At 61.8% G+C, this 13,004-nt stretch carries 11 protein-coding genes and 2 tRNA genes; all 13 read left to right on the forward strand.

Features of this window, described 5'->3' with window-relative positions:
- Nucleotides 1-135 precede the first annotated feature (135 nt).
- The 13 genes from ftsH to rpsO all read left to right on the forward strand — a co-directional run bounded on the left by ftsH (nucleotide 136) and on the right by rpsO (nucleotide 12,849).
- On the forward strand, nucleotides 136-2,136 hold the full coding sequence (gene ftsH, locus AOG28_RS11155; protein ID WP_054556443.1) for an ATP-dependent zinc metalloprotease FtsH: 2,001 nt from the start codon (nucleotides 136-138) through the stop codon (nucleotides 2,134-2,136).
- 415 nt (nucleotides 2,137-2,551) lie between these two features.
- Complete coding sequence (gene folP, locus AOG28_RS11160; protein ID WP_378080094.1) at nucleotides 2,552-3,445, forward strand: dihydropteroate synthase; 894 nt, start codon at nucleotides 2,552-2,554, stop codon at nucleotides 3,443-3,445.
- Complete coding sequence (gene glmM / locus AOG28_RS11165; protein ID WP_043333386.1) at nucleotides 3,442-4,791, forward strand: phosphoglucosamine mutase; 1,350 nt, start codon at nucleotides 3,442-3,444, stop codon at nucleotides 4,789-4,791. The genes folP and glmM overlap by 4 nt, the downstream gene beginning before the upstream one ends.
- Nucleotides 4,792-5,006: 215 nt before the next feature.
- On the forward strand, nucleotides 5,007-5,753 hold the full coding sequence (gene tpiA / locus AOG28_RS11170; RefSeq protein ID WP_043333389.1) for a triose-phosphate isomerase: 747 nt from the start codon (nucleotides 5,007-5,009) through the stop codon (nucleotides 5,751-5,753).
- Nucleotides 5,754-5,758: 5 nt separating this feature from the next.
- Complete coding sequence (gene secG, locus AOG28_RS11175) at nucleotides 5,759-6,145, forward strand: preprotein translocase subunit SecG (RefSeq protein WP_043333391.1); 387 nt, start codon at nucleotides 5,759-5,761, stop codon at nucleotides 6,143-6,145.
- A 62-nt stretch (nucleotides 6,146-6,207) separates the two neighbouring features.
- Nucleotides 6,208-6,294 (forward strand) — tRNA-Leu (locus AOG28_RS11180).
- A gap of 103 nt (nucleotides 6,295-6,397) precedes the next feature.
- Nucleotides 6,398-6,474 (forward strand) — tRNA-Met (locus AOG28_RS11185).
- Nucleotides 6,475-6,597: 123 nt separating this feature from the next.
- Nucleotides 6,598-7,056, forward strand: a complete 459-nt coding sequence (rimP, locus tag AOG28_RS11190; RefSeq protein WP_043333393.1) for a ribosome maturation factor RimP — start codon at nucleotides 6,598-6,600, stop codon at nucleotides 7,054-7,056.
- A 76-nt stretch (nucleotides 7,057-7,132) separates the two neighbouring features.
- Entirely contained in the window at nucleotides 7,133-8,626 is a 1,494-nt protein-coding gene (nusA, locus tag AOG28_RS11195; protein WP_054556444.1) for a transcription termination factor NusA, read from the forward strand.
- Nucleotides 8,627-8,654: 28 nt separating this feature from the next.
- Entirely contained in the window at nucleotides 8,655-11,099 is a 2,445-nt protein-coding gene (infB, locus tag AOG28_RS11200; protein WP_043333398.1) for a translation initiation factor IF-2, read from the forward strand.
- Between the two features lie 27 nt (nucleotides 11,100-11,126).
- A complete protein-coding gene (gene rbfA / locus AOG28_RS11205; protein WP_054556445.1) occupies nucleotides 11,127-11,552 on the forward strand; it encodes a 30S ribosome-binding factor RbfA in 426 nt (141 codons plus the stop codon).
- Complete coding sequence (gene truB, locus AOG28_RS11210) at nucleotides 11,552-12,481, forward strand: tRNA pseudouridine(55) synthase TruB (protein ID WP_054556446.1); 930 nt, start codon at nucleotides 11,552-11,554, stop codon at nucleotides 12,479-12,481. The genes rbfA and truB overlap by 1 nt, the downstream gene beginning before the upstream one ends.
- A 98-nt stretch (nucleotides 12,482-12,579) precedes the next feature.
- Entirely contained in the window at nucleotides 12,580-12,849 is a 270-nt protein-coding gene (gene rpsO, locus AOG28_RS11215; RefSeq protein ID WP_024952154.1) for a 30S ribosomal protein S15, read from the forward strand.
- Nucleotides 12,850-13,004: the final 155 nt, after the last annotated feature.

Here is a 13,004-nt window from a genome sequence, read left to right on the forward strand (position 1 = left end):
TCGGTAGGCGAAGTGGCGCGTTGCGCTGACTTGATACCCCGCAGGCACGATCAGATAGCATGGCAGGCCACCACAAGACGGCAGTCGGAGTATTCACGGCATGCCAAGACAGATTCATGCAATGAGGGTGTCCCCTTGAACGACATGGCGAAGAACCTGATTCTCTGGTTGATCATCGCAGCAGTGCTGCTGACGGTGTTCAACAACTTCAGCGTCGATACCTCGCCGCAGGCGATGAACTATTCACAGTTCGTCCAGCAGGTGCAGAACGACCGGATCAAGAGTGTGACCATCGATGGTTACACCATTGAGGGTGAGCGGGCCGATGGCTCCAGCTTCACCACCATCCGGCCGGCGGCGTCCGATCCCAAGCTGATGGATGACCTGCTTGCCAACAAGGTGGAGGTCATCGGCAAGAAGCCTGAGCAGCAGTCGCTGTGGACACGCCTGTTGATTGCCAGCTTCCCGATTCTGATCATTCTGGCCATCTTCATGTTCTTCATGCGCCAGATGCAGGGTGGCGGCGCCGGCAAGGGTGGCCCGATGAGCTTCGGCAAGTCCAAGGCCAAGCTGCTGAGCCAGGACCAGATCAAGACCACCTTCAGCGACGTCGCAGGCTGTGACGAAGCGAAGGAAGAGGTCGAGGAGCTGGTCGACTTCCTCAAGGACCCCAGCAAGTTCCAGCGTCTTGGCGGTCAGATTCCGCGTGGCGTTCTGATGGTAGGGCCGCCGGGTACCGGCAAGACCCTGCTCGCCAAGGCGATCGCCGGTGAAGCCAAGGTGCCGTTCTTCAGCATCTCCGGTTCTGACTTCGTCGAGATGTTCGTCGGTGTCGGTGCCTCCCGTGTGCGTGACATGTTCGAGCAGGCCAAGAAGCAGGCGCCGTGCATCATCTTCATCGATGAGATCGACGCCGTCGGCCGTCACCGTGGTTCCGGCATGGGCGGTGGTCACGATGAGCGTGAGCAGACGCTGAACCAGCTGCTGGTCGAGATGGATGGCTTCGAGGCGAACGACGGCATCATCGTCATCGCCGCGACCAACCGTCCTGACGTGCTTGACCCCGCGCTGCTGCGCCCGGGCCGCTTCGACCGTCAGGTGACCGTCGCGCTGCCGGACATCCGTGGTCGCGAGCACATCCTCGGCGTTCACCTGCGCAAGGTGCCGATGGGCGATGACGTCGTACCGGTCAACATTGCACGTGGTACGCCGGGCTTCTCCGGTGCGGACCTGGCCAACCTGGTCAATGAAGCCGCCCTGTTCGCCGCGCGTCGCAACAAGCGTCTGGTCGGTATGGAAGAGCTGGAACTGGCCAAGGACAAGATCATGATGGGCGCCGAGCGCAAATCGATGGTCATGTCCGAAAAGGAGAAGCGCAACACGGCCTATCACGAGTCTGGCCACGCCATCATCGGCCTGGTGATGCCCGAGCATGACCCGGTCTACAAGGTGTCGATCATTCCGCGCGGTCGTGCGCTGGGTGTGACGATGTTCCTGCCGGAAGAGGATCGCTACAGCTACTCGCGCCAGCAGATCATCAGTCAGATCTGCTCGCTGTTCGGTGGTCGTATCGCCGAAGAGATGACGCTGGGCCCGAACGGTGTCACCACCGGCGCGTCCAACGACATCAAGCGTGCTACCGAGCTTGCCCACAACATGGTCGCCAAGTGGGGTCTCTCCAGCGAGATGGGCCCGATCATGTACGACGAGGACGAGTCCCATCAGTTCCTCGGTGGCCCGGGTCAGGGTGGCGGCAAGCTGAAGTCTGGCGACACCACCTCGCGTCTCGACAAGGAAGTGCGTCGAATCATCGACGAGTGCTACGCCAAGGCGCAGCAGATCCTGGAAGAGAATCGCGACAAGCTGGATGCGATGACCGAAGCGCTGATGACCTACGAGACCATCGATGCCGAGCAGCTGGCGGACATCATGGCAGGTCGTGCTCCGCGTCCGCCGAAGGACTGGGGTGGCCCGGCGAGCGGCGGTGACGGTGGCCTGGTGGCCCCGGTAGCCGACACTCCGAAGGCGGAAGCGCCGGAAGCTCCCAAGGCGGATGATGACGCTGATGGCAGTGAAGATGACGACAGCAACCGCCGTCGCCCGTCTGATCCGCTGGGTGGTCCGAGCGGTCATTGATGTACGCCTGATGCAGGCCTGATGTAGGCATAAGGGGCGCCTGATATCGCATGCGATGTCCGAGCCTCTGAAAGGAAAAACGCCCGACTGGCTTGCCAGTCGGGCGTTTTCTTGTCTGCAGCAATGCTGGCCTGTACCGCTGCAGCAATGATGCTGGTGAAGTTAAGGTGCTGCTGATCAGTGGCCTACGCCATGGCGTGATGGCGTCGACTCATGTCTCTGCACGGGCATTGTCAGCACCATGATGAGCGTGGGGTGAAAGGTCTGAGCCAATGGCGTTGCCATCTGCTGACGCCCCGTGTGGCGGCCGTTCCACGCCTTGCGCGCCATGGGCTGGCTCTTTAAAGTGGTGCCCAATCATTTCTGACCGGGCTGCGAAGCCACCTTCGTGCCCCTCTCGCCTGCATGGAATGCCATGACGAATTCTGCCTTGAGTACGCCTCTCGAGCCTCGAGTGGGCCATCTGATGTCATTGGAGTGCGCTGGACACCTTCTCGATCTTTCGCGTCCGCGGGTGATGGGGATTCTCAACGTGACGCCGGACTCTTTCTCGGATGGCGGTCGCAGCGCGACCCTGGACGCCGCGCTGCGCAATGCCGAGCAGATGCTGGCCGATGGCGCCGCGATGATCGATGTCGGCGGTGAGTCGACACGACCCGGGGCGACGCCGGTCAGCACCGAGGAAGAGCTTGAGCGGGTCTGCCCGGTGGTGGAGCGGCTGGTGAGCGAGCTGGGCGCCTTGGTGAGCATCGATACCAGCAACCCGCAAGTCATGCGCGAAACCGCACGGCTGGGGGCCGGCATGATCAATGACGTGCGTGCGCTGAATCGAGACGGCGCGCTCGAGGCCGCCGCTGACAGTGGGCTGCCCGTCTGTCTGATGCACATGCGCGGCGAGCCGGACACCATGCAGCAGGATACGCATTATGCTCAGTCCATCGAGCAGGAAGTCCGGACGTTCCTGGCGGCGCGTATCGCGGCCTGTGAGGCGGCGGGCATCGCGCGTGAGCGACTGCTGCTGGACCCCGGCTTCGGCTTCGGCAAGTCACTGCAAGACAATCTGCGCCTCTATCACCGCATGGCGCAGTTGCACGAATTCAACCTCCCGCTGCTGATCGGCACGTCACGCAAGAGCATGATCGGCAATGCCCTCGGGCGCGCGGTAGAGGATCGCTTGGCTGGTAACCTGGCACTGACGGCATTGGCCGTTCGTGACGGGGCCAGACTGTTTCGCGTTCACGACGTGGCCCCGACTGTCGACGCTGTCGACATGGCATGGGCCGTGCTACAGGAAGGCACGATACGATGAGTCGACGTTATTTTGGTACGGATGGTATTCGCGGCACGGTCGGGGAATTCCCCATCACGCCAGACTTCATGCTCAAGCTGGGCTGGGCGGCAGGCCGTGTATTCGCTCGTCACGGCCGCGGCAAGGTATTGATCGGCAAGGACACGCGCATCTCGGGCTACATGTTCGAATCCGCGCTCGAGTCCGGCCTTTCGGCAGCGGGCGTCGATGTGTCCCTGCTCGGCCCGATGCCGACACCGGGGATCGCCTATCTGACGCGCACCTTCCGCGCCGATGCCGGCATCGTCATCTCGGCCTCCCACAATGCCTATCCGGACAACGGCATCAAGTTCTTTTCCGCTGCCGGCACCAAGCTGGATGATGCGCTGGAAGCCGAGATCGAAGCCGAGCTGGACCGCGACATCGTGATCGTCGGCCCGGACAGCCTGGGCAAGGCGTCACGCATCCAGGATGCGGCCGGCCGCTATATCGAATTCTGCAAGTCCACGCTGCCGGGTCGTCTGGGCCTGCACGGCATGAAGGTGGTGCTGGATTGCGCGCATGGCGCGACCTATCACATCGCGCCGAACGTCTTCCGTGAGCTGGGTGCCAAGGTCAGCGTCATCGGCGGTGAGCCGGATGGCCTTAACATCAATCAGGGCGTCGGCTCCACGCACCCGCAGGCGTTGCGTGCGGCCGTCATCGAGCAGGGCGCCGATCTGGGCGTGGCCTTCGATGGGGATGGTGACCGCCTGATCCTGGTCGATGCCGATGGCCGTGTCATCGATGGCGACGACATCCTCTACATGATCGCGCGTGACCGTCACGAGCGCGGCGTGCTGGGCGGTGGTGTCGTCGGCACCCTGATGTCCAACTTCGGCCTGGCGGCAGCACTGGAAGGCCTGGGAATTCCCTTCGAGCGTGCCAAGGTCGGTGACCGCTACGTCATCGAGCGTCTGGAAGCCAATGGCTGGCAGCTGGGTGGCGAATCCTCCGGCCACATCGTCTGCAGTCATATCCAGAGCACCGGTGATGGCATCGTCTCGGCGCTGCAGGTGCTGGCGATCATGGCGCGTGAAGAGTGCTCGCTCAGCGAGTTGCTGGTCGGCTTCGAAAAGGCCCCGCAGGCGCTGATCAATGTGCGTCTGGCGCCGGGTTGCGACAACAAGGCGCTGATGGCGGCGGACGCCGTGCAGGCCGCGGTGGTCGAAGTGGAACAGACGCTGGGCAACGAAGGGCGCGTGCTGCTGCGTCCCAGCGGCACGGAACCGCTAATTCGCGTCATGGTCGAAGGGCGTCCGCACTTCGATGTCGATGCGCTGGCGGGTCAGATCGCCGCGACGGTCGAATCCAGCATGTCGGCGTGATGCGCTGACAATGCAGCTCGCCGGGGCGACGGTTCACGTCGCTGAGCGGTCGGGTTGCACAGCACGACAACAGGCGCCGAGTGCGCCTGTTGTCGTTTCTGGCAGTTGCCCCGAGCCTGATCGTGCCGGATCACGGGGCTTGACAGGGGTCGCGAAGGTTGTCAGTCAAGGGCGGCTCCATTACCATCCTCGCACTGCTCACAAGGGAGAAGCACATGCGTACACCGCTGATTGCCGGAAACTGGAAGATGAATGGTGATCTTGCCCTGGTCGATGAGTTTGCCCGGGGTCTGCAGGCGGCTGAGCTGCCGCAGGGCATTCAGGTGGCGCTGGCAGTGCCTTTCCCTTATCTGAGCGCCGCTCGCGCGAGCATGCCTGTGAGCGTGGCGCTGGCGGGGCAGACGCTGAACCCGGCGAGCGAGGGTGCCTTTACCGGCGAAGTGGCGGGTCAGATGCTCAAGGATGTCGGTGCCGCGATGGTGCTGGTCGGTCACTCGGAGCGTCGAAGCCTGTATGCTGAAGACGATGCGGCGGTACTGGCGCGTGTCGAGGCGGCGCTTGCCGCTGGCCTCACACCGGTGCTGTGCGTCGGTGAGACGCTCGAGGAGCGTGAAGCCGGTGACACGGAGCGTGTCGTGCTGGGACAGCTGGAGGCGGTGTTCTCCGCGCTCTCCGCTGATGCGCGCACACGTCTGGTCGTCGCCTATGAGCCCGTCTGGGCCATCGGTACCGGGCGCACCGCCTCGCCCCAGCAGGCGCAGGAGGTCCATGCGGCCATTCGCGCGCGCCTGGCCGAGTGGTCTGCCTCGCTCGCCGAGGCAATGCAATTGTTGTACGGCGGCAGCATGAAAGCTGCCAATGCCGCCGAGCTGCTTGCGCAGCCGGATATCGACGGCGGTCTCGTGGGCGGTGCCTCGCTCCAGATCGACGAATTCCTAGCCATTTGCCAGTCTGCAGGTTGAATCTCATGCAAGTAGCCGTTCTGATGGTCCATGTGGTACTCGCGGTCGCGCTGATCGTGCTCGTCCTTCTCCAGCAGGGCAAGGGTGCCGAAGCTGGCGCTGCCTTTGGTGGCGGTGGAGCTTCCCAGACCGTTTTCGGGTCCAGCGGTAGCGGCAACTTCCTCGCGCGCTTCACGGGTGTTCTGGCCGCGGGCTTCTTCGCGACCTCTCTGACACTGGCCTGGTTCGCGTCCAACGCCAACCAGCCGTCAGTCGAAGCGGGCATTCCGAATGCCAGCGTGATCGAGCAGCAGAAAAATTCACTGCCATCACTTGACGACTCCGAGGAAAGTGTGGAGAATACGTCGCCAGTGCTTGAGGAAAGCGGCAACGCAGACCAACCAGCACTCTAAGGAATTCAAGGCGTTAACTTTGAATTCTTCCGGGTAACGTCTCAGGCGATACCCGCCCCCGTGCCGAAGTGGTGGAATTGGTAGACACGCTATCTTGAGGGGGTAGTGACCTTATGGTCGTGGGGGTTCAAGTCCCCCCTTCGGCACCATCTTGTTAGATCGATTGGCAGTCTGGACGCAACTCTGCCACCTTGGAAAGACGTCATTCCTTGACCTCCTTTTTCGGTGACATTACCATCGTCCGACTATTGTTGCGGGGTGGAGCAGTCTGGTAGCTCGTCGGGCTCATAACCCGAAGGTCATCGGTTCAAATCCGGTCCCCGCTACCAAGTTTCTTGAAAGGCCCCTTCCTATGAAGGGGCTTTTTGTTAGCACCAGTGCCAATCAGCCACCTAGCTCTCTTCTCTACTCCCGGTCAGGTGCCTGATGCAACTGCTGTAGGAGCCTCGTCTGTGTCAACCAAGGACGCTGCGCTTAACGCGCTTATCGATCCAGTCGTCTCTGCTCTGGGCTTCGAGCTCTGGGGTATCGACTATCTCTCCCAAGGCAAGCAGTCCCGTCTGGTGATCTATATCGACCATCCCGATGGCATTACCGTGGACAACTGCGCAAACGTCAGTCGTCAGGTGGGTGCCGTACTGGATGTCGAAGACCCCATTACCGGTCAGTTCCAGCTTGAAGTCTCGTCTCCAGGCATGGATCGTCCGTTGTTCACGCTTGACCAGTACGAGCGCTACATCGGTCACGTGGTGGCACTGCGACTTCGCCAGGCCTTCGATGGCCAGCGCAAGTTCCAGGGGCTGGTGACTGGCACCGAAGACGGTGATGTCGTGATCCGGGTCGATGAAGAAGAATACTGCTTTCCCATTGAAAGCATCGACCAGGCACGCATTGTGCCGCAGTTCAAATAACTGACGTTGTCGGCACACCGCTCGCGTTGCGAGCCCGGGTCGATGCGCAAGGACAGGTTTCTGGCGAGGCAAAGTCATGAGCAAAGAGATTCTGCTGGTCGTTGACGCCATCTCCAACGAGAAAGGCGTGCCGCGGGATGTGATTTTCGAAGCCGTCGAAGCGGCATTGGCTTCGGCGTCACGCAAGCGTTTCGATCAGGAAGAGGCGGATATCCGCGTCAAGATCGATCGTGTCACCGGTGATTACGCGACCTACCGTCGCTGGACCGTCGTCGAAGACGACGAGTTCGAGACGCCGGACTACGAGATCAAGGCCAGCATCGCCGAACAGCGCGAAGAGCCGCTGGCGCTTGGTGCCGTGGTCGAGAAGCAGATCGAATCCGAAGCGTTCGGTCGCATCGCTGCACAGACCGCCAAGCAGGTCATCGTGCAGAAGGTGCGCGAGGCCGAGCGTGCGGAAGTGGTGCGCCTTTACGCCGAGCGTGAAGGTGAGCTGGTCGCGGGTATCGTCAAGAAGACGACACGTGATGGCCTCATCATCGATCTGGGCGACAACGCCGAAGGCTTCCTGCCGCGCGGTGAGATGATTCACGGCGAGCGCTACCGCTTGAACGAGCGGGTTCGTGCCCTGCTGTGGAAAGTCGACGCGGATGCTCGTGGTTCTCAGCTGATTCTGTCGCGTACGCGTCCTGAGCTGATCATCGAGCTGTTCAAGATCGAAGTCCCGGAAATCGCCGAGCAGCTGATCGAGATCAAGGGTGCTGCCCGCGATCCGGGCTCGCGCGCCAAGATCGCGGTCAAGAGCAACGACAAGCGTATCGATCCGATCGGTGCCTGTGTCGGCATGCGTGGTTCACGCGTGCAGGCCGTGTCCAATGAACTACGTAACGAACGCGTGGATATCATCCTGTGGGATGACAATCCTGCCCAGCTCGTCATCAACGCCATGGCGCCGGCAGATGTCGGTTCCATTCTGGTCGACGAAGACACCCATTCCATGGATGTCGCTGTCGCTGCGGACAACCTGGCTCAGGCCATCGGTCGCAGCGGTCAGAACGTTCGTCTGGCCAGTGAGCTGACCGGTTGGCAGCTCAACGTCATGACCGAGGCGGAAGCCGAGGGCAAGCGCGAGCAGGAAATCGACAGTTTCGTCGAATATTTCATCACTCATCTCGAGATTGAAGAGGATCTAGCCCGTGTCCTGGTGGACGAGGGCTTCACCTCACTCGAGGAAATCGCCTATGTCCCGCTCGAGGAAATGCTCGAGGTCGAGGGCTTTGACCAGGATCTGGTCGAGGAGCTGCGCGCTCGGGCCAAGGATGAACTGCTGAATCTCGCCATCGCCACTGAAGAGCAACTGGACGGCGCACAGCCGGCCGAAGACCTGCTCAACATGGAAGGCATGGAGAGTCATCTGGCATACATCCTGGCCAGCAAGGGTATCGTCACCATGGAAGACCTTGCTGAGCAGGCCATCGATGATCTGAAAGACATCGAAGGCGTCGACGAAGAGCGAGCAGCGGCGTTGATCATGACCGCCCGCGCGCCCTGGTTCGCAAGCGAACAGTAACTAGGTCACGGGCTCAGGAGGGTCGTACATGTCAGAAATGACAGTCAAAGAATTCGCCAAGAAGGTGGGCCGCGAGTCAGCCCGCCTACTGGAACAGATGCATGAAGCGGGTCTGAAGCACAAGTCAGAGAACGACGCCGTCTCTGAGGTCGACAAGCAGAAGCTGCTTGATCACCTCACCAAGAGCCACGGTGGTGGCGCCGCTCCGGCAGCGCCCAAGAACCGCATTACCCTGACCCGCAAGACCAAGTCTCGCATCAACACGGGTAGCGGTCGCGGCAAGTCCATCGAGGTGCAGGTGCGCAAGAAGCGTACCTACGTCAAAGAGGGCGAAGAGCAGGCTGCAGAAGCGCCGGCTGCTGCTGCACCGGCAGCTGCCGTTGCGGACAAGCCGGCTGCGGCACCGCAGCGCGAAGAGCGTCGTGGCAATGACAACCGTCGCGAAGAGCGTCCGCGTCAGAGTGCACCGGCTGCTGCCGCTGCACCGGCCGCCGACGCTGCGCCGGAAGTCAATGCGCCGCCGAAGGAGCCGCGTGGTGATGCACCGCGTCGCGCCAAGGCTGCGCCGCGTGATGAATCACGTGATCGTCGCGAAGCCCGTGAAGACCGTAGCGAACGCAAGCGTGGCGGGGCCAAGAAGGTCAAGCGCGCCGAGCGTCGCGGTGGTCGTCGTGGTGGCCGTGATGCCAACCGTCAGCCGCCGAAGCCGGTCCAGACCTTCGTCCGTGAAGTCTCCATCCCTGAGTCCATCTCAGTGGCAGACCTCGCCGACAAGATGGCCGTCAAGGCGTCTGAAGTGATCAAGACCATGTTCAACATGGGCGCTGCGGTCACCATCAACCAGACGATCGATCAGGAAACCGCGACCATCGTGGTCGAGGAAATGGGCCACACGCCCAAGCTGATCAAGGATGACGCACTCGAGACAGCCGTTCTCGAAGGCATCTCCTACGAAGGTGAGCAGATCACCCGCGCGCCGGTCGTTACCGTCATGGGTCACGTCGACCACGGCAAGACCTCGCTGCTGGATTACATCCGCCGCACCAAGGTCGCCACAGGTGAAGCGGGTGGTATCACCCAGCACATCGGTGCCTACCACGTCGAACACGACAACGGTGACATCACCTTCCTGGATACCCCGGGCCACGCGGCGTTCACCGCCATGCGTGCTCGTGGTGCCAAGGCGACCGACGTCGTCATCCTGGTGGTGGCTGCCGATGATGGCGTGATGCCGCAGACCATCGAGGCTGTCGAGCACTCCAAGGCCGCGGGTGTCCCGATGGTCGTGGCGGTGAACAAGATCGACAAGCCGGGTGCTGATCCGGACCGCGTCAAGAATGAACTGTCCCAGCACGGTGTCATCTCCGAGGAATGGGGTGGTGATACCCAGTTCGTCCACGTTTCCGCCAAGACCGGCGAAAACATCGACGCGCTGCTCGAAGGTGTCCTGCTGGTCTCCGAAGTTCTCGAACTTCAGGCCGTGCCGTCCGCGCCGGGTAAAGGCGTCGTGGTCGAGTCCCGTCTCGACAAGGGCCGTGGTCCGGTCGCGACCGTGCTGGTCCAGAACGGTACGCTGAAGAAGGGTGACATCGTCCTCGCCGGCCTGCATTACGGCCGTGTGCGTGCGCTGATCAACGAACTCGGCAAGCAGGTCGATTCCGTGGGTCCGGCCATGCCGGTCGAGATTCAGGGCCTGGGTGGCACGCCGGACGCCGGTGAAGAGTTCACCGTGGTCCCGGACGAGAAGAAGGCACGTGAAGTCGCCAACTTCCGTCAGGGCAAGTACCGCGAAGTGCGCCTGGCACGTCAGCAGAAGGCCAAGCTGGAGAACATGTTCTCCCAGATGGGCCAGGACGAAGTCGCCAAGGTCAACGTCGTCCTCAAGGCCGACGTGCAGGGGTCTCTGGAAGCCATCCGTGGCGCGCTGGAAGAACTCTCCACCGAAGAAGTCAAGGTGGCCGTGGTCTCTTCCGGTGTCGGTGGTATCACCGGTACCGATGCCAACCTGGCACTCGCTTCCGAAGCGATCCTGGTCGGCTTCAACGTCCGTGCTGACGCCTCCGCGCGTGAGATCGTCGAACGTGAAGGTCTGGATCTGCGCTACTACAGCGTCATCTACCAGCTGATCGACGAGGTCAAGCTGGCCATGACTGGCATGCTGGCACCGGAATTCCGCGAGCAGATCGTCGGTGTTGCCGAAGTGCGCGATGTCTTCAAGGCACCGAAGATCGGCGCGATCGCCGGTTGTATGGTCGTCGAAGGCAACATGTACCGCTCCAAGCGCATCCGCGTGCTGCGTGACAACGTGGTCATCTATGAAGGCGAGCTGGAATCCCTGCGTCGCTTCAAGGATGACGTCAACGAAGTCCGCAACGGCATGGAATGTGGTATCGGCGTCAAGAACTACAACGACGTGCAGGTTGGCGACAAGATCGAGGTGTTCGACCAGATCCAGGTCGAGCGCACGCTCTGATAGCGCCCCTGCAAGGAGAGATCACGGATGCGTGAATACAGCCGTACTGACCGCGTGGCGGACCAGATCCAGCAAGAGCTCGCGCTGTTGATCCAGCGCGAGGTCAAGGACCCGCGCCTTGGCATGCTGACGGTCAGCGCCGCCAAGGTCAGCCGCGACCTGTCCTACTCCGATGTCTACGTGACCCTGCTGGGTGACGACAGCCCGGAACGCATCAAGGAAAACCTCGCCGTGCTCAAGCGCGCGGCAGGTTTCCTGCGCTCCCAGCTGGCGCGCACCATTCAGCTGCGCCACGTGCCGGAACTGCGTTTTCATTACGATGAAAGCGTCGTTCGTGGCCATCACCTGTCCTCACTGATCAACGATGCGGTCGCCGACGATCGCAAGCGCAGTGCTGAACGCGGTGATGACGATAGCGAAGATGGTGCCTCGGGCACCACGCCGGACGCCTGATGGCGCGTCGTCGTCGCGGCTTGCCGATCGATGGCGTTCTGTTGCTGGACAAGCCCAAGGGCATGTCCAGCAACTATGCGCTTCAGAAGGCTCGTCGCCTCTACCAGGCGCAGAAGGCCGGTCATACCGGCACGCTCGACCCGATGGCGACCGGCTTGTTGCCGGTCTGCTTCGGGGAAGCGACCAAGTTCTCCTCGCATCTTCTCGAGGCAGACAAGGTCTATCGGGCACGGATCAAGTTTGGCCAGGTCACCGATACCGGTGATGCGGAAGGCACGGTGATTCGCGAGCGGGAGATTCCCGAGATTGCGCAGGCCGAGCTGGACGCGGTGCTGGACAGGTTCCGTGGCGAGATAGATCAGGTACCGCCGATGTACTCCGCGCTCAAGCACCAGGGACGTCCGCTCTACGAGCTGGCGCGCCAGGGGATTGAAATCGAGCGTGCAGTCCGTCGCGTTACCATCTACAATATGGCGCTTCTTGCGCGGCACTCCGATGGCATCGAGATCGAAGTGGCGGTCAGCAAGGGTACCTACATACGCAGTCTGGCCGAGGATATCGGCGAGGCGCTGGGCTGTGGAGCCCACCTCACGGCACTGCGTCGTCTCAAGACGGGCCCGTTCACGGGTGATGCCATGCTGGATTTCGAGCGCCTCGAGGCGCTGGCTGACCAGCAGGCACGTGAAGGCGTTCTGTTACCTGTCGACATCCTGCTCGATCATCTCCCGCGTCTCGACATCACTGCCGAGATGGCGCGGATGATATTGCGTGGTCAACAGGCTGAAACGACGACAGGGTCGCTGGAAGTGGACTCCCTGGCTCGTGTGTATCAGGACCAGCAGTTGCTCGGGCTGGTCCGGATTGCGGCGGAGGGCGTCATCGCTCCTCGCCGACTGCTCAGTTCTGCCGTCGAGGCGGCGGCTGGGTGAGCTGATTGCGGCCTCGCCGCAAGCCGCATGAAGACTGCAAATATGCGTGGTCTTCGACATTTCTAATCTATCAAGCATATTGCTTACTGGAGAGACAGATGGCACTTACCGCTGAGAAGAAGGCTGAGATCGTTACCGAATTCGGCCGTGGCGAGAACGACACCGGTTCCCCGGAAGTTCAGGTTGCTCTGCTGAGCGCCAACATTGATGGCCTGCAGGGTCACTTCAAGGCCAACAAGCAGGATCACCACTCCCGTCGTGGTCTGATCCGCATGGTCAACCAGCGCCGCAAGCTGCTTGACTACCTCAAGCGCAAGGACTTCGAGCGTTACACCGCTCTGATCCAGCGTCTGGGTCTGCGTCGCTAATCAGCGATGTTGCCGCCATGCACTTCGGTGCATGGCGGGCCCCCGGTGGGCACAGGAAAACCGACACTGCCTGCGGGCGGTGTCGGTTTTTTTGTGCCTGATACCGAGGTGATCCGGGCTTCAGATCAGAGGCTCGACCCGCGCTGCAGCCCGCT

The sequence above is a fragment of the Cobetia sp. UCD-24C genome (genome assembly GCF_001306765.1).
GTDB lineage: Bacteria > Pseudomonadota > Gammaproteobacteria > Pseudomonadales > Halomonadaceae > Cobetia > Cobetia amphilecti.